The sequence below is a fragment of the Kitasatospora sp. NPDC057198 genome (genome assembly GCF_042670125.1).
In the GTDB taxonomy this organism is placed as follows: Bacteria; Actinomycetota; Actinomycetes; order Streptomycetales; family Streptomycetaceae; genus Kitasatospora.
This window is the reverse complement of record NZ_JBHUWH010000033.1, coordinates 1-14,987: the sequence shown is the minus strand read 5'-3', so window position 1 is coordinate 14,987 and position 14,987 is coordinate 1. Positions and strand designations below refer to the sequence as shown.

General features: G+C 70.9%; 18 protein-coding genes. 6 read left to right on the top strand and 12 right to left on the bottom strand.

Annotated elements, in window-relative coordinates; genetic code table 11:
* Positions 1 to 9 precede the first annotated feature (9 nt).
* The 3 genes from ACFUEL_RS06515 (at position 10) to ACFUEL_RS06505 (ending at position 2,663) form a co-directional block, all read left to right on the top strand.
* Positions 10 to 924 carry a hypothetical protein gene (locus ACFUEL_RS06515; protein WP_380234898.1) on the top strand — a complete coding sequence of 305 codons (915 nt, stop codon included), beginning with the start codon at positions 10 to 12 and terminating at the stop codon, positions 922 to 924.
* 156 nt (positions 925 to 1,080) lie between these two features.
* Positions 1,081 to 1,491, top strand: a complete 411-nt coding sequence (locus ACFUEL_RS06510; RefSeq protein ID WP_380234896.1) for a hypothetical protein — start codon at positions 1,081 to 1,083, stop codon at positions 1,489 to 1,491.
* A 212-nt stretch (positions 1,492 to 1,703) separates the two neighbouring features.
* A complete protein-coding gene (locus ACFUEL_RS06505) occupies positions 1,704 to 2,663 on the top strand; it encodes a hypothetical protein (protein WP_380234895.1) in 960 nt (319 codons plus the stop codon).
* A 61-nt stretch (positions 2,664 to 2,724) separates the two neighbouring features.
* Here ACFUEL_RS06505 and ACFUEL_RS06500 read toward each other — a convergent pair whose 3' ends face one another.
* The 9 genes from ACFUEL_RS06500 to ACFUEL_RS06460 form a co-directional block, all read right to left on the bottom strand.
* Complete coding sequence (locus ACFUEL_RS06500) at positions 2,725 to 3,084, bottom strand: hypothetical protein (RefSeq protein WP_380234894.1); 360 nt, start codon at positions 3,082 to 3,084, stop codon at positions 2,725 to 2,727.
* Positions 3,085 to 3,195: 111 nt separating this feature from the next.
* Positions 3,196 to 3,402 carry a hypothetical protein gene (locus tag ACFUEL_RS06495; protein ID WP_380234893.1) on the bottom strand — a complete coding sequence of 69 codons (207 nt, stop codon included), beginning with the start codon at positions 3,400 to 3,402 and terminating at the stop codon, positions 3,196 to 3,198.
* A gap of 199 nt (positions 3,403 to 3,601) precedes the next feature.
* Positions 3,602 to 4,645 carry a serine hydrolase domain-containing protein gene (locus ACFUEL_RS06490; protein ID WP_380234892.1) on the bottom strand — a complete coding sequence of 348 codons (1,044 nt, stop codon included), beginning with the start codon at positions 4,643 to 4,645 and terminating at the stop codon, positions 3,602 to 3,604.
* Between the two features lie 85 nt (positions 4,646 to 4,730).
* Positions 4,731 to 5,834, bottom strand: coding sequence for a glycosyltransferase family 4 protein (locus ACFUEL_RS06485; RefSeq protein ID WP_380234891.1), 1,104 nt, complete (start codon positions 5,832 to 5,834; stop codon positions 4,731 to 4,733).
* Positions 5,831 to 6,367: a deoxycytidine triphosphate deaminase gene (locus ACFUEL_RS06480; RefSeq protein ID WP_380234890.1), complete on the bottom strand. Its 537-nt coding sequence runs from the start codon at positions 6,365 to 6,367 to the stop codon at positions 5,831 to 5,833. Before ACFUEL_RS06480 ends, ACFUEL_RS06485 begins: the two co-directional genes overlap by 4 nt.
* Positions 6,364 to 6,903 carry a dCTP deaminase gene (gene dcd / locus ACFUEL_RS06475; RefSeq protein WP_380234889.1) on the bottom strand — a complete coding sequence of 180 codons (540 nt, stop codon included), beginning with the start codon at positions 6,901 to 6,903 and terminating at the stop codon, positions 6,364 to 6,366. The genes ACFUEL_RS06480 and dcd overlap by 4 nt, the downstream gene beginning before the upstream one ends.
* Entirely contained in the window at positions 6,900 to 8,132 is a 1,233-nt protein-coding gene (locus tag ACFUEL_RS06470; protein WP_380234888.1) for a metallophosphoesterase, read from the bottom strand. Before ACFUEL_RS06470 ends, dcd begins: the two co-directional genes overlap by 4 nt.
* Entirely contained in the window at positions 8,129 to 9,433 is a 1,305-nt protein-coding gene (locus tag ACFUEL_RS06465; protein WP_380234887.1) for a UDP-N-acetylglucosamine 1-carboxyvinyltransferase, read from the bottom strand. Before ACFUEL_RS06465 ends, ACFUEL_RS06470 begins: the two co-directional genes overlap by 4 nt.
* A 49-nt stretch (positions 9,434 to 9,482) precedes the next feature.
* Positions 9,483 to 9,962 (bottom strand): ATP-binding protein, encoded by a 480-nt coding sequence (locus tag ACFUEL_RS06460; RefSeq protein ID WP_380234886.1) that lies wholly within the window; start codon positions 9,960 to 9,962, stop codon positions 9,483 to 9,485.
* Positions 9,963 to 10,230: 268 nt separating this feature from the next.
* Here ACFUEL_RS06460 and ACFUEL_RS06455 point away from each other — a divergent pair, with 268 nt between their 5' ends.
* Together ACFUEL_RS06455 and ACFUEL_RS06450 are read left to right on the top strand one after the other, a co-directional pair.
* Positions 10,231 to 11,103, top strand: a complete 873-nt coding sequence (locus ACFUEL_RS06455; protein ID WP_380234884.1) for a helix-turn-helix domain-containing protein — start codon at positions 10,231 to 10,233, stop codon at positions 11,101 to 11,103.
* A gap of 2 nt (positions 11,104 to 11,105) precedes the next feature.
* Entirely contained in the window at positions 11,106 to 11,336 is a 231-nt protein-coding gene (locus ACFUEL_RS06450) for a DUF397 domain-containing protein (protein WP_380234883.1), read from the top strand.
* 420 nt (positions 11,337 to 11,756) lie between these two features.
* On the opposite strand, the gene ACFUEL_RS06445 is transcribed toward ACFUEL_RS06450, so the two are convergent.
* The 3 genes from ACFUEL_RS06445 to ACFUEL_RS06435 all read right to left on the bottom strand — a co-directional run bounded on the left by ACFUEL_RS06445 (position 11,757) and on the right by ACFUEL_RS06435 (position 13,764).
* Positions 11,757 to 12,047, bottom strand: coding sequence for a hypothetical protein (locus ACFUEL_RS06445; RefSeq protein WP_380234882.1), 291 nt, complete (start codon positions 12,045 to 12,047; stop codon positions 11,757 to 11,759).
* Between the two features lie 295 nt (positions 12,048 to 12,342).
* Positions 12,343 to 12,843 (bottom strand): hypothetical protein, encoded by a 501-nt coding sequence (locus ACFUEL_RS06440; protein ID WP_380234881.1) that lies wholly within the window; start codon positions 12,841 to 12,843, stop codon positions 12,343 to 12,345.
* Positions 12,844 to 12,846: 3 nt separating this feature from the next.
* Positions 12,847 to 13,764: a DUF6192 family protein gene (locus ACFUEL_RS06435; protein WP_380234910.1), complete on the bottom strand. Its 918-nt coding sequence runs from the start codon at positions 13,762 to 13,764 to the stop codon at positions 12,847 to 12,849.
* A 278-nt stretch (positions 13,765 to 14,042) separates the two neighbouring features.
* Here ACFUEL_RS06435 and ACFUEL_RS06430 point away from each other — a divergent pair, with 278 nt between their 5' ends.
* Complete coding sequence (locus ACFUEL_RS06430) at positions 14,043 to 14,921, top strand: hypothetical protein (RefSeq protein ID WP_380234880.1); 879 nt, start codon at positions 14,043 to 14,045, stop codon at positions 14,919 to 14,921.
* The last annotated feature ends 66 nt before the right edge of the window (positions 14,922 to 14,987 follow it).

The window sequence follows — 14,987 nt, the reverse complement described above, 5'->3', positions numbered from 1 at the left end:
AGGAGCCACGTGAAAGTCCACCCCCTCATCGCCGAGTTCCCCATGCTCAGCGAAGCCGAACTCCTCGGCCTCGCCGAGGACATCAAGACCAACGGCCAGTACGAGCCGATCCTCCTCGACGCCCGCGGCACCCTCCTGGACGGCCGCAACCGGCTCGCCGCCTGCGAACTGGCCGGTGTCGAACCCCGCTTCACCACCTACCAGGGCGACGACCCGGCGCACCTGATCTGGATCTCCAACGCCCTGCGCCGCCAGCTCAACCAGGGTCAGCGCGCCATGATCCTCGCCAAGGCCCGTTCAGCTTCGAAATCCGTGGCGCGCGCCGACGCCGAAGGCTTCGGGATCAGCCCCGCGCGGCTGTCCCTCGCCACCACCGTGGTCAAGCACGCCCCCGCGCTCGTCGACCCGGTGATCAGCGGCGCGATGGGCCTGGACGCCGCCTACGAGCAGGCCCGCAAGAACAAGGCCGAGGCCAAGACCCGGCAGGCCCAGTACGACCGGCTCCGCGACCAGGCCCCCGACCTCGTCGGCCGCCTCGGCGAGGACGACCTCACGCTGGCCGAAGCCCTCGCCGAACTCGACCGCCGCCACGAGGAGGAGGAACTCCGCGCACACGTCCGCAGGGCCGACACCCTGCGCGCAGCCGACGGTGACCCCCACCCCGGGCATGCCCAACTCGCGGAGGACGAGGAGATCGACTGGAACGAGGCCGGTCTGCGTGCTGACCGCTACCTCGCCCAGCGCCGGGAGCGCCTCCAGCAGGTGCAACAGGCCCTCCACCTGATCACCGACAGCTGGAGCTGCCTCCTCCACCTCGCCCACCGCCCCGGCAGCGCTCTCACCCGCGAGGCCCTCGACGGACTCGCCCCCGAAGCGCGTGCTCTCGCCGAACGCCTCATCGCTCGCGAAGCCGAAACTCCGTAGCACCGGCTGATGCACGGCCTGCGGCAGTCGTTGCGGTGGCCGGTCTCCGCTCGGAGAACCCGATGTGGTTCTCCGAGCGGAGCCGCCGGAATTTCGAGAGTAAACGGCAGGGCGGCTGCTTCAAGTAGCCCGTAGCGCGATTTTGGTGTCGATTCGATGTCCTTCGCGGAGGTCGGGAACCAACCGGCCGCCGGACGTCTTGTGGTGCTCGCGACCCATTACCGACGCGAAGGGCGCTGCATGACCGAATCTGCCGATCCCAGCCGTGACCAGCACCCTGGTGTGGTCCTCGCCGTCCCCCACCCTGGCTCCCTTGTCCTATGCGGCGCCGTCCTTGCCTGTGCCGTGTGCGGCGCCGAACGGGACTGGCTCCTCATCCATCTCCAGCCTGAACTGGTCTTCGTTCGCTGCCGCTGCACCCATGAATGGCACGAACACGACCTGGAGGCTGACTACGTCATCGCTGCCCGGGGTGAGGGAGCCGAAGAACACTCCTGGGAGAGCTTCGAGCAGATGTACCGAGGGCTCGGCTATGACGGGCTCCTCGCGGGCACCTACTTCGGGTGAAGCCTTTCGGTCTCGCGGTTCCCGAGTAAAACCGGGGCGATTTCCGCAGCAAGTTGGCCGGATTCCGGCTAATGGGGATGTGGTGCTGGCTGCTCGTCGATCACGTAGATCTTCGGGCGAGCCTGTGCTACGTTCCGTGGTCAAATAAAAAATAGGTGACCCCGGCGGTGGTGGAACACCCCGGGGCCCGGCAACAGGAGCGTCAACTCCCGATGCGTGTTCATCGTAGCGCCCACGTGCGCAACTTCACGGTGCTGCCCAACTGCGTGCTGCAGTTCCGGCAGCTGTCCTACACCGCCCGCGGCCTGCTCGCGGATCTCCTCTCCCGCCCGGACGGCTGGCGCGAGGACGGTCGGCACATGGCCGACACCAGCCCGCAGGGGCGTGGCGCGATCCGCAAGGCCCTGAAGGAGCTGACCGACGCCGGCTTCTACCGGGTCGAGAAGATTCGGATGCCCGACGGCAAGATCGTCACCGAGACCCACGTCTACGACACCCCGCAGCGCCCGGCGCTGCCGGGTGACACCCGTCCGGTCTCCGGTGGATCGACCACCGGTGGTGCTGACGCCCTTCCAAAGGACCGGTACCAAGAACCCTCCCTCCCCGCCGACGCGGCGAGCGGAGAGGCGGCCGTCGACGAGGCGGCCGAGACGGAGGGCGGGCGGGAGGGCGACCAGCAAGAAACCGAGGAGGCCCCGGCGCTGCCGGACGAGCGGACCCGCGCGGCGGTCGACACCCTGGTCCGGGTGATCCGTCCCGAGCCCCGCCTGCACCTTGGCGAGGCCGAAGCGCTTGCGCTCGCCCCGTTGGTGGCCCAGTGGCTGGAGCGCGGCGCGACCCACGCCGACCTCGCCCATGCTCTGCTGCCCGGCCTGCCTGTCCCGCTGCACTCCGCAGCGGCGGTGCTCCGCAACCGGCTTGAGCGCAAGATCCCGCCCGCCCAGGCCCCCGTGCGGTCGGCAGCAGCCCGGTACGCCGAGTGCGCCAAGTGCCACGATCCGGTGCCCGCACCGGGCATCTGCCGCCCCTGCGCGGGCCTCGGAATCGTCCGCCCGCCCGCCGTTGGAGGCGGCGCAGCAGTGACCCGCGTCGGTGCTGCGCGGGTCCGGGAAGTGATGCGTGCGGCAAGGGCTGGCCAGCAGGTCTGCCGGGAGAGGGCGGCCGTCGGCTGATGCGGCGGACGGCTTCGGCCCGTTCCACGGGCGCGGAGCGCCGCTGCCGGCGGGCCTCGTTTCAGCTGGTGGCGGCGCGGTTGGTAGTGACGCGACCCCAGCCGTCGACGGTGAGGAGGGTCCTCTCCTCACCTCCGCGGGCAGCCATGATGATCCACACGATGCCCCACATGAGGCAGGTGAAGATCGTCAGGATGGCGTGCAGGACATGGTTGGTCGGACGGCCCCGCACGAGGACGGCCTGGTGGGGCTGCCTGGACTCGACCCGCCACCCCTGCACGATCCACTGGTTGACGACCTGGTCGAGAGCGGCGGTGCGCTCCGCCTCCGGCAGCTGAGGGGTGTTGGGCGCGGGTGGCGGCTGGTAGTCGGATGAAGGAGTTCCCCAGCCGGGGAACTTCTGCGGGTCGGGCTGCTCCATGGCACCAGCTTCACCGGCCCGGCAAGCTGCGGCGAGTGACGATGGTCCGTTTGATCGGCACGATGGTGGTCCCGAGCAACGAAACCGTCCAGCCGTTGATGACCGCTCGCCTCACTCGCTCTGCTGGCGCCCGCCGAGGTCGGAGATCCTCCGGTCGGCAGTCGTCCTGATCCATTCGGCCAGGGTGCGGACGTCCCGGGCATGTTGGGCGGTCCAGGTTTCGAGGTCGCCCTGCGCACCCAGGCGGACGAGTTGTGCGAGAACGGCCCACACCTCCGCGCCGGTGGTGTCGGTCGGGACGTGCTGAGAGTAGGGCATGACGTGGTCTCCATCCTCCGGTGATCTTGCCGGACTCTCCCGCATGCCGTGCACCCCCGCCGGAGAACCACGATTCTGTCCCCGGGAAACCCTTGCTGACCTGCTGCGACGAGTTCCCTGCAGCTGGCCGGCCCGGGCCGCTCTTGACCATACGGGCGGCCGCACACCGCAGGCCGCGTCGCTGGTGCGTTCGTTTGGATCAGGGAAAGGCGAGCTCGCGGAAGCAGTTGCGGACGCTGGTGAGCGGTTCGCGGTCGCGGGTGAAGTAGAGCTTGTTGGTCAGCAGGACGGCCCAGGTGCCCAGTTGGGGGGAGATCCACAGGCCGGTGCCGGTGAAGCCGTAGTGCACCCAGACGTCCTCGGCCGGGTCGGTGCCGGGGGCGGGGTGCCAGAACAGGCCGCGGGCGGGCTCCAGGGCGCCGGTCCGGACGGTCAGGGATTCCTTGGTCCAGGCGGGGCCGAAGCCGGGCTTTCCCGGGGCGGTGGCGGGGTCGAGCAGGTACTGGAGGAAGCGGGCGAGGTCGGCGGCGGTGGAGAAGGCGCCGGCGATGCCGCACACACCGTTCAGGAGGCGGGCGGAGAAGTCGTGGGCGGTGCCCTTGAGGTGGGTACCAGTGTCCTGGTCGAGTTCGGTGGGGGCGGCGAGGGCGGTCTGCTCGGCGGGCAGTGGGCCGAAGCGGGTGGTGTGCATGCCGAGGGGCTGCCAGATCCGGGCCGCGGCGAGGTGGTCGAGGGGCTGGCCGGAGAGGTGTTCGGCGAGGTAGCCGAGGACGAGGGCGGCCCGGTCGGTGTACTCGACGGCCTCGCCCGACGGCCGGTGCAGAGCCTCGTGCAGGACGCCCGCCCGGATCTCGGCGGGGTCGGTGCCGTAGAGGTTCTTCAGTTGGGCCCGCAGCGGCAGCCCGGCGGTGTGGGTGAGCAGGTGGTGCGCGGTGGCCCGGCCGAGCGGGTGATCGGTCACCTCGGGCCAGAAGTCACCGAGCGGCTCGTCCAGCGGCAGCAGGCCGTCCTGCCACAGTGCGCCGACGGTGGACCAGACGGCGAGGATCTTGGTGAGGCTGGCGACGTCGAACAGGGTGTCCGGTCGCATGGCCTCACCGGGGCGTGCCGGGTCGAGGACGCCCACGGTGCCGCTGGCCAGGGTGCCGGCCGCGTCGCCGACGGCCCACACTGCCCCGGGGTAGGCGCGGTCGCGGACGCCGTCGGCCAGGAGCCGGTGGATGCGGTCGGTGCTGGGTGTCATGGTCTCCCCGAATCACGGTGGACGTCCGCCCCGGTCAGCGTAGTGAGCCGACCGGGGCGGAGTGGGCTTCGGCGCGGAGCCGGGTTCAGCAGAGCTGCGCGCCGAGGTCGGCCAGCGCGGTGGCGGTGGCGCTGAGCGGGTGGCGGGCCGCGTTCGTCCGCCCGGCCTCCCGCAGGGCGGGCAGCAGCGTGGGCGAGGTCCGCAACCGCTCCAGGTCGCGGGCGAGCGTGGCGGCGTCGGTGAAGTCGGTGGCCAGGGCGGAGCCGCCGAGGGCCTCGCGCAGGCCGGGGACGGGCTGGTAGAGGACTGGCAGGCCGCACGCCTGGGCCTCCAGGGCGACCAGGCCCATCGCCTCCAGCGTGGTGGAGGGCATGACGAGCGCGTCGTGCTCGGCGAACGCCTTCCACAGTTGGGGGCGGTGGAGCCAGCCGAGGTAGCGGACCTGGCAGAGTGCGGGTCGGAGCGCGTCGAACTCCGCGCGCGGGGCGGCGATGCTCAGTTCGACGTTCTTCGCGGCGGCCAGCGCCTTGGCGAGGACGCTGCCGCCCTTCTCCGGGGTGAGCCGCCCGGCGTACAGCAGCCGCAGGTGGGGACCGCCGGGGCGGGCGGCCGGAGCGAGCGGGGTGGCGAGCAGGTGGTCGGGGACGCCCCACGGGATGTGGTGGATCTTGCCGGTGTCGGTCCGGGGCGCGAGGCGGGCCAGGTGGTCGGCCATGGCGGTGGTGGGGACCACGATCGCGTCGGCGAGGCGGGCGCTCTCGCGCAGGACGCGCAGTTGGTCGCGGTGCTGCTCGGCGAAGAGCAGGTCGGTGCCGTGCACCAAGGCGATTCGCGGGTGCCGGGGCAGCGCCCGCAGCAGGGCGGGGGTGGCGCCGAACGCCAGGTGGTGCAGGTGCAGCACCTTGATCCGCTCGGTGTCCAGGGCGTGTACGAGGGCACGGCCGAGAGCGGCGACGTAGCGGCGGAAGGCGGGGCCCTCCAAGGTCTTGCCGGTGACGGGCAGCAGGTCGAGCCCGGCCGGGACGGCGGGGCGGGGTCCGGCGGGCTGGAGCATGAAGGCGCGGGCGGGAAGGAGCGGGCGGTCGCCGGTGTACAGGTCGAGGAAGAGTTCGACGCTGCCACCAGGGCTGCCGTAGGGGAGGTCGAGGCAGGTCGCCACCAGGGGACGGTCGGCGCGGGGGAAGGTCATGCGGTGCCTCCGGGGATCTCCTCGTAGAGGCGGGAGATGTCGATGCCGTCGGTGGCCGTGTACTTGAGGCCGAGCTGCTGGTAGCTGGCCGGAGCACCGAAGGTCTGCAGGAAGACCAGCTTCCCGAAGGTCATGCCGGGGTAGACCCGTACCGGTTTGGCGGCGCGGATCTCCAGCGTCCAGCGGATCGCGTGGCCGGCGTGGCCGAGCGGGGCGGAGACGTGCACCCAGATGCCGAGCGCCCCGGTGGTGCGGTCGCCGTTGAGCAGCTGCGCGTACCGCTCGGAGCCGGTGTGTTCCAGCGTCGCGCCGAGGTACAGCACGCCGGGTTCGAGGACGAGGCCGTCGGCGGCGAGGGCGGTCTCGGTGAAGGCGGTCGGCTCGGCGGCGTCCAGGTCGCCCTTGCACACCCGTAAGGTCTCGCCGAGGCGCCAGTCGTAGGCGTTGGGGGAGAGCCTGGCCGGGTCGAAGGGGTCGATGGTGATCTCGCCTGCCGCGACGGCGGCGGCGATGGCGGCGGCGGTGAGGATCATCGGGCCGCCGCCCCGGCACCGGGACGGTCGCGCCAGTAGCCGGAGGGCTGCGGGCCGAGCGCGGCCTGGTACTTGCCGCTGTAGAGGTCGACCGGTCCGACGGACAGGAAGAACATGATCTGGCCGATCTTCATGCCACGGTAGACCCGCAGCGGGCGGGTCGGGGAGAGCATGAGCGTCCACTGGCCGTGGAAGCCGAGGTCGCCGATCGGGGCGGTGATCTCGACGAACAGACCGAGCCGCCCGACGGAGGAACGACCGAACAGCAGCGGGACGAAGGTGTCGGAGCCGACTTCCTCCACGGTGTGTCCCAGGTAGAGCTGGCCGGGCTGGAGGACGAACCCGCCCTCGCCGATCTCGAACTCCCGGGTGGGGTTGGGGCGGTGGGCGTCGATGACCTCCTCGGTGTACGTCAGCAGGGTGGGCCCGAGGCGGACGTTGTAGCTGTTGGGGTTGACCTGGTCGGGTTCGAAGGGTGCGATGCGCAGGCGGCCGTCGCGGGCGGCCGTGGTGATCTCCGGGCCGGTGAGGATCACTCGGCTGCTCCTTCGACGCTCGGGGTGCGGGTGCGGGTGAGGACGTGCCGGACGGCCAGGCCGAGCGGCCGGCCGCTGTCCTCGGCGGGCCCGGACGGGAAGGTTTCGGCGAGGTAGTCGGTGGTCAGCACGTGGCGGATGCCGGGCGGAGGCGGGTCGGGCACCGTGACGAGCGGCCCGGCCCGTTCGGCCAGGCGGGCCAGCAGCGCGGGCAGGTCGTCGGGCGGGCTGGTGCGGACGAGTCGGTTGCCGAACGGTTCGACCGCCATCAGGTCCTCGGCCCGCAGCACTTCGCCGAGGGGCGCGGGCCGCAGGGCGGTCTCGTTGAGGACGACGAGCGTGCTGCCGCCGAGGCCCCGGTGCAGTTCGGTGGCGACGGCTCCCAGCAGCGTCCGGCGGTCGGGGACGGTGTTGCGCCAGCGGTCGGCGACGGGCCCGAGCGGGTCGGCCAGGCGGTCCTTCAGCGTGTCGATCTCCCGGCCGATCTCCTCCAGGTCGGCCGGGAGCCGGCCGGTGGTGGGGAAGCGGTAGGGGCGGGCGGTCCAGCCGGGCCCGGCAGCCGGTTCGGCCAGCGCGTACCCGGCCCCGTGCTCGGGGCCCTTGACGACGAGGGTGCCGCCGACCGTCTCGGGCCCGTAGCGGTCGCTGTGGCAGTGCCCGGCGAAGACGACCTCCAGGAACGGGCACTCGGCGGCCAGTTGCACGTCCTGTTCGAAGCCCGAGTGCGACAGCAGCACCCAGGAGTCCACCTCGTGGTGGTGGGCCAGCAGTAGTTCGCGCAGCGCCCGCAGCGGGTCCGTGGCGCGGTGCCCGGCGCGCTGGGCGAGCGGGATCGCGGCGAACGCCTGCGGGCTGATGACGGCGGTGACCGCCACCCGCCTTCCGCCGACCTCCGCCAGGTGCAGCGGCCGGAAGAGCGGTCGGCCGCTCACGTCGTCGACGGCGTTCGCGCATACCGTCAACTCGTGCAACCCGGGCTCGAAGTGGTGGCTCCAGCCGTGGTTGCCCGGCGCGATCACGTCGTACAGCGCGAGCAGGATCTCGCGCTCGACGTTGCCGCGGCCGAGCCGGTAGTAGCCGGTGCCCTCGAAGAAGTCCCCGCAGTCCACGATCAGCGATCGGTCGCGCTCGGCGCCCAGGTGGGAGAGCAGGCCGGTGGCGTGGGCGAGGTGGGAGTGGACGTCGGTGGTGGCGAGGATCCGCTCCAGCACCCGTGCGGCCCCGGTCACCGGGCGGCCTCGGTGACGTCGGCACCGAGGGCGCGGAGCTTGGCCGGCAGGTCGGCGTGGCCGCGCCGGAGCTGGTCGAGGCCGGTGACGGTGGTGGCGCCGCGGGCGGTGAGTCCGGCGATCAGCAGCGCGCTGCCGGTGCGGATGTCGGTGGCCTCCACCACGGTGCCGGTCAACCGCTGCGGGCCGGTCAGGCGGCACCGGGTGGCGGAGATCTCCTCGAACTCGGCGCCGAGGAGGCGGAGTTGCGGCAACAGGTTGCCGTGGCGGCCGGGGTTGACGGCGTCGGCGAACAGGTGGGTGCCGGGCAGGCCGAGGGCGAGCGCCAGTAACGCGGGCTCGAAGTCGGCGTCCAGGCCGTCCGGGTCGAGCGAGGCGACAGCCGTCAGCGGGGTGCCGGTCGGGGCGCCGCCACCGGGCAGGACCAGTGCGTCGGGCTCGGTCAGGACGGGGATGCCCAGCCGGTTCAGCGCCTCGGTGACGGACCGGACGTCCAGGGCGCGGACGCCCTCGACCCGGCCGCTGCCACCGGTGGCGGCGATCGCGCAGGCCAAGGTCCCGGCCTCGATCTTGTCGCCCGGCACCGACCAGTCGAGCGTCGCCGCCTCGTCAGGTGCGACGGGCGGCTCGACGCGGAGGACGTCCCGGGTGAGATCCGCCTGCCAGCCGGCCTGCCGCAGGAAGTCCAGCACCCCGGTGAACTCCGGGGACAGGTTGGGGTTGCCCAGCCGCAGCCGCTGGCCGCCCGCCACGGCGCGCAGGACGGCCGCCACGCTCGCTCCCCGCGAGCGGAACGGCAGGTCCACCGCCACCTGCGCGGGGCCGCTCGGCGAGGCGGTGACGCGGTAACCGGCCCGGTCGGTCTCGACCTTGTCGTCGAAGGCGGCGTAGACCTTGAAGTGCTCGTCCATGCCCCGGTCGCCGATCCGGCAGCCGCCCGGCCACGGCAGCCGGGCCTGGCCGCAGGCGGCCAGCAGGGCCGGCACCAGGTAGTAGGAGGCCCGGATGCGGCCCGCATCCGGCAGTTCCGGCACCGCCGGGCGACTGTCCAGCGGCAGCAGGGCCACCGACCGGGGGACGGCGGTGGGCCGGGCCAGCTGCCGGCCCGAGTGCTGGAGCAGGGTCAGTAGCAGTTGTACGTCCGCGCTGTCGGGCACGTTGTCCATCCGGACCGGGCGGCGGATCGTGGCGGCCGCCGCCAGCAGGGGCAGCGCGGCGTTCTTCGAGCCGTCGACCCGGACGGCCCCGGACAGGGGTCGCCCGGGACGGACGGTGACGGCGGGGACGGGGGCATGCGTCATGGATACCTCCAGGCAGTGGGCAGGGCAGGGTAGGAAGCGGAGGGGGCGGTCAAACCGAGGCGGGTTCCCCGTGCGGCAGGGTGCAGGTGATCCGCTTGCCCACCGGGGTGGGGGCGACGCTCCAGCCGGGGGCGAGGGCGTCGAGGATCCACAGGCCGCGGCCGGTCTCGGCGTGGGTGTTGTCCGGGGCTTCGGGCTTCCGGCCGGGCACCGCGGACGGCACCGGGTCGTGGACCTCCACCACGACTCCCTCGTCGGTGCCGGCCACCAGGACGACCACCGGGGCCCACGGACCGCACAGCCGCACCACGTTGGCGACCAGTTCACCGGCCACCAGCCGGGCCGAGTCGGCGACGTCCTCGGAAGCACCGGCCGAGGTCGCGGCCTTGAAGACCAGGGCCCGCATCTCGCTGACGTGCTCAGGGCTCGCACTCATGTGCAGCACGAAGCCGTCGGGGCGGGGCAGCAGGAAGAAGCCGCACGAGACAGCTTCGGGCTCGTGGCGGTGACGGGTTCGGACTTCGTGCATGGCGGGCTCCCCGGTCGGCGGAGCGAGCCGCCGCCCGCGGGGGCAGGGGTTCGCGCAAGGGTTCGGCAGGCACGTCGGCATCGGAGTGTGCGGACTCCGGAGGTCGGCGCGAGGCAGGCAGCGGCATATGACACGAGAAGCGACCAGGCGGTCACGTTTCGCTACCGCCAGTCAGCATGCCTGTCCTTCCTGTTGTTGGGCAATATGCCCAAGCGAAGTTTCCCAAGGATGATTGTCCTCTGAGTCGGCGGAGGTGGAGACTTGCGCCATGGCGAAGAGGAACCCGGCCCCGCAGTCCGTGTACCGCCGTCAGCTCGCGTCCAGACTGAAGGAGTTGAGGGACGCGCGCGAGCTGACGCTGACCGAGGTCGCAGGCATCGTGGAGGTCAACCAGAGCTCGCTCAGCCGCATCGAGAACGGCGAACGGGGCACCACCCCCGTCCTGGTGAAGGCTCTGCTGGACTGCTACGAGGTCACCGACCCAGTCGAGCGCGAGGACATCCTCGACCTGGTCCGCGCCGACCAGGCCCAGCGCCAGCAGTGGTGGAAGAAGTACTCCACGGTCATCAACACCACCCAGTACGCGGGCTACCTGGCACTGGAGTCCAGCGCGACCAGCTTCCGCTCCTACGAGCCGCAACTGGTGCCCGGCCTGCTGCAGACCGCCGACTACGCGCGCCAGGTCATCACCGCGATGCGGGTGGACCTGACCGCCAGGCAGGTCGACGCCCTGGTGACGGTCCGGATGGAGCGTCAGGAGAAGGTGATGGACCGCCCGGACGCGCCGAAGCTGTGGGCGGTGATCGACGAGGCGGCCATCCGGCGGATCGCGGGCTCGCCGTCCGTCCTGAAGGGTCAGCTGGAACACCTGCTGGCCGTCGCGCCCAGCCCGAACCTCACCGTCCAGCTCCTGCCGTTCTCGGCCGGCTTCCACCCCGGCCTGTACGGGTCGTTCATGCTCATGGGCTTCCCCGAACCCAATCCGGACGTGGTGTGGGTGGAGAATCTGACCAACTCGGTGGGTTTCGAGGGGTCCGAGGACGTGGAGCGCTACACCGAGGTCTTCGACCACCTGCGGGCCCGCGCCCTCGGCCCGCCCGAGACCCGCAGTCAGATCAACAAGATCCTCAAGGAGCTGTGAGCGTGAGCACCACCAAGCCCGACCCCGCCGAGCTGGACTTCTCCGCGGTCGCCTGGGAGAAGAGCCCGTTCAGCGGGGGCAACGACAACTGCGTGGAGTTCGGCGTGGTCGGCGGGTTCGTCGCCGTCCGCGACTCGAAGCGGCCCGAGCAGACCCCCCTGCTCTACACCCGCACCGAGATCGCGGCCATGATCGCGGGCGCCAAGGCCGGGTCCTTCGACCACCTGACCTGACACGGTCGGTTCCGGCAGTCGGACGGCGAAATGGCGGTCGGCCCCAGCGTTAGTGGGGCCGACCGTCGTTGCCATCATCCCAGACCGGGGCTGGAGGATGATCGGGGCAGGGCAAGGCGACTCCGCAGGGGAGCAACCCCAACACCGAGTCAGTCGGCACGCGACCCAAGGACCGAACGACACCGTTCTCATCCTGGGGCGCGCGGTGCGGGACCGGCAGGCCCTCGACCGGCAGCACGGAGGACGGGAGCATCGGGCATTCGAGGATCGATCTTCCAGGCCGTGGGAGGCGATGCCTGCCCCAGCCACGTCATTGCAGGTCAATCCTGTTCGTGGAAGCTTCGCCAGGAGGTCCTCCGCCCGGGAAACCGGGCCGGGGACCTCGCGTTCCGGACCATCCGTTGGATGCAGGGCGACGGTTCAGCCATCGGAATCGCCGCGGCCATCGAGGACGATGCGCGGCTGTCGCCCGGATTCCTCGTCCCCGACCGGCTGCGTGGCGTTGACGGCGGCGATGCGTTCGTAGCCGGTGATGGCGAGTGCCCAGGCGGCGTCAGCCGACGATTCCAGGGGCATGATCGATCTGCCGTCGGGCACGGCGATCACGGGGGCGCCGGGAGTGGTCGACTCAGTGATGGTGAGGGAAATCGGGAAGTGGACGTGGAGGTCGGTCGGGAGCCTCGCGCAGAGGGCGGCCAGCTGCTGGGCCACCGCCCCGGCCGGGTGGGGCCCGTCGCCCGACTGCTGGTAGAGGGAGCCTCGGTGATCCGCTGCCGCGCCTTGGCGGGGGCACTGCAGCGCAACGAGTTCTCAGCTTCCCGGGGTTGATGACCACGGCGGCGGGCACCGCCTGCTCGGTACATCGCTCGGGAGGCCGGTTCCTTATCGAGTTCGCTCCCGCCGTCGTCGAGTTGCGACAGGCACGAGCCCCGGTGATCCTCGAAGGATCGGGTCGGGCCCACCCTCGCTGTGGGCCCGGCCCGCGCGGGGCCGCTCAGGTCCTCGTTCAACCGCGACGGCCACCCGCAGCCGTCTTCCGGCTCCGTGCCGACGAGGTCGACGCTTTCACCGGTTGCTGCTCCTCGGCGGCTGCCTGCGGCGAGAAGCCGGCACGGTCCATCATCTGCATCGCGTCGAAGACGTCGTTGCACGCCTTGATCAGCAGCATGACCGACAGGTCGTTCTGCGCTTCGGGCGGCAGTACGGCCAGCGAGCACTGGAAGATCCGCACGGCCTGCCGGTTCAGGGCACGCAGGCGAGCAGCCGCGTAGAGCTTGCACTTGTCGACGTCATTGGTGGCCGTGTAGCGGCCGTGGACCAGGACGAACCCGGTCTTCTTGTTCTTGCACTGGTAGTCGCGGATCCATGCCTTGCCCCGTTCGAACTGGGCCGAGGTGTTGCGGCCGATCGCCTCCTCACGGGACAGGCCGTCCTCGCCGGCGCGGGCGACCCTGCGCCAGATGTCCTCCCCGCTGTCGTGCGCCGCCTGGCGGCGCTGAGTTGCCATGGCTTACTCTCCTTCTTCCTCCAGCAGGTTCGCCAACGCGGTATCCATGTCGGTGCGGCCGGTGGTGACGGCACTCTCGCACCAGTCGAGCAGCATCCGAGCCTTGTTGACGTTGTCGAGCACCGCTGTCTTCGTCTCCTCGGTGTAGTCCTGGGAATGGAGTTCGGGGATGATCCGCTGCAGCGAGACGAAGAACGACGCGAAGGCCCCGATCAGGCGCAGGATCTCCATCGGCGACTCCTGGTAGTCGACCGCCGGTACCGTCTCCTGCGCGCTCTCCTCGACCGCCTCGGCATCCTCGACGGGCGCGAGTTCGGCTTCCTGGTCGAGTTCGCGGTCGACCTGCTGCCAGTGCTCGTACTGGGCCTGCCGCAGCAGGTGCCGCGCGCGCTGGTCGGCGACCACGCGGCTGCGGACCTCGGGGCGAGTGATCATCTCCTTGACGACTTCGGCGGCGTCCTCGTCGCTGTGCAGCAGGTGCCGGGTACGGTCCAGTCGTTCTTCGCGGTTGGTGGGGGTGTCGAACGCCCGGTTCGCGGCCTTCTCGGCCTCGTTGACCGTCCATCGGTACTCCCCGGAGACCGGGTCGTAGGGGTCCTTGCGGATCAGCACGAACCTGCTGCGAACGTAGGCCAGAGTGTCGTGGACCGAGAAACACACGTCATCCCGGCGCTTGTCGGCCGGCCACTGAATCGCGGTCTTGTAGTAACCCCGCAGGGTTTCCGGGTTGGCGCCTATCTGGCGTGCCAACAGGTCGATGACCTCAGTCACCTCGCCGTGGCCGCGTGGGTGCCCGGTCAGGGCATCGACGACGAGGTCGCCCAGGGCGAACTGGATGCTGCTCTTCTGCTTGATCAGCTTTCGGCCCTTGCGGACGATCGGTTCCCACTCGGTCTTCGTGTAGCCGGTGGGCAGCGTCATGGTTGTCACGAGGAGCCTCCTCCCTCGTGCGCGGATGTTCGGAGGCACTGCCGCTCGTGTGCGCGGAGAGCTACAATTATCGAACGACAGTACTAATCTGCGCCCAAATCTTCATCGCCTACGAACCAATCTACGCCGCTGGTCGAGAAGTGGTCGTCGGAGCGGAGGAGCGGGAGCGGAGGGCTGTCGCGGATCAGGAAGATCTTCTGGGCGTGCCGTGCCGCCCAGGTCCGAACTGGCCGTCCCTGTACGGGTGAACAGTGGTGCGAGGGGGAGACATGGGGCAGCCTGAGTTGGCTGGGGCGTTGTCGAGGGATGGTCTGCCGCTGGTGCTGGCGGCGAGGTGGGTGCTCGACGGGAGGACGCCACGTCGCCACCAGACCCGCTACACAGCGTTCCTGGACGCGGTCGACGACGAGTTCACGACCGCCGGTATCACCACGGCCTTCGGTCACCGTGACTACGCCAACCGGAACCTGCTCCCGGCTTGGCTGGGGGACGTCGCTCTTGGGCACACGCCACAGGTGGCGACCGAACGGCTGATCCGGGTGGAGTGCGAAGATCGCGGTGGGCAGTCGGAGCGCGGTCGGAAGTTCGCATCGGTGCTCCAGGGGGCGGCCGACGCGTGGACCCGGATGCTCCAGGGCGTCCTGATCGCCAACGACGGAGAGATCGTTGCGATCTTCCACGAGGACGAGCTGAACCTCGGCTACGAACTGCGGGACGTCTTTCGTACGGTGCTCCCGTGCGCCCGGTTGCGGACGGACGACTTCTCCTGGATCGCGGGGCGCGTGCCAGCCGTCCTCGGGCTGTTCCTGGCCGAACACCGCGAGGGCCCGATCGGGCTGGTCCTGGAACGCGAGAGTGCCCACCTGTTCGACCTTGCCGCCTGTGTCCTTTTCCTGCGCAATGCCGTCACCCTGCTGGGTGCTCCGGCCCTGGCCGCTTTCGTGGAGGGTGATCCCGGTGGCCTGGCAGGGGCCGCTGCCGGTCGTGCTCTGCCACCGTCGGGCCTCGGCATGCAGTGCACGGGATTCTCCACGGGGTTCGACGGTCACGCGCTTACCAGGGCCGACCTGCTTCCCGCTCTGCGGGCGGCGTACGCAGGCCGGGAGTTGCCCGCGCCACGACGCTCAGGCCGAAGCCGTCGAGCGTAGTACCGGAGGGCCTGCCACCGAAGGCCGAGGGCGTGTAGGTCATGCCAGGTTGGGGAGGTGTGGTTC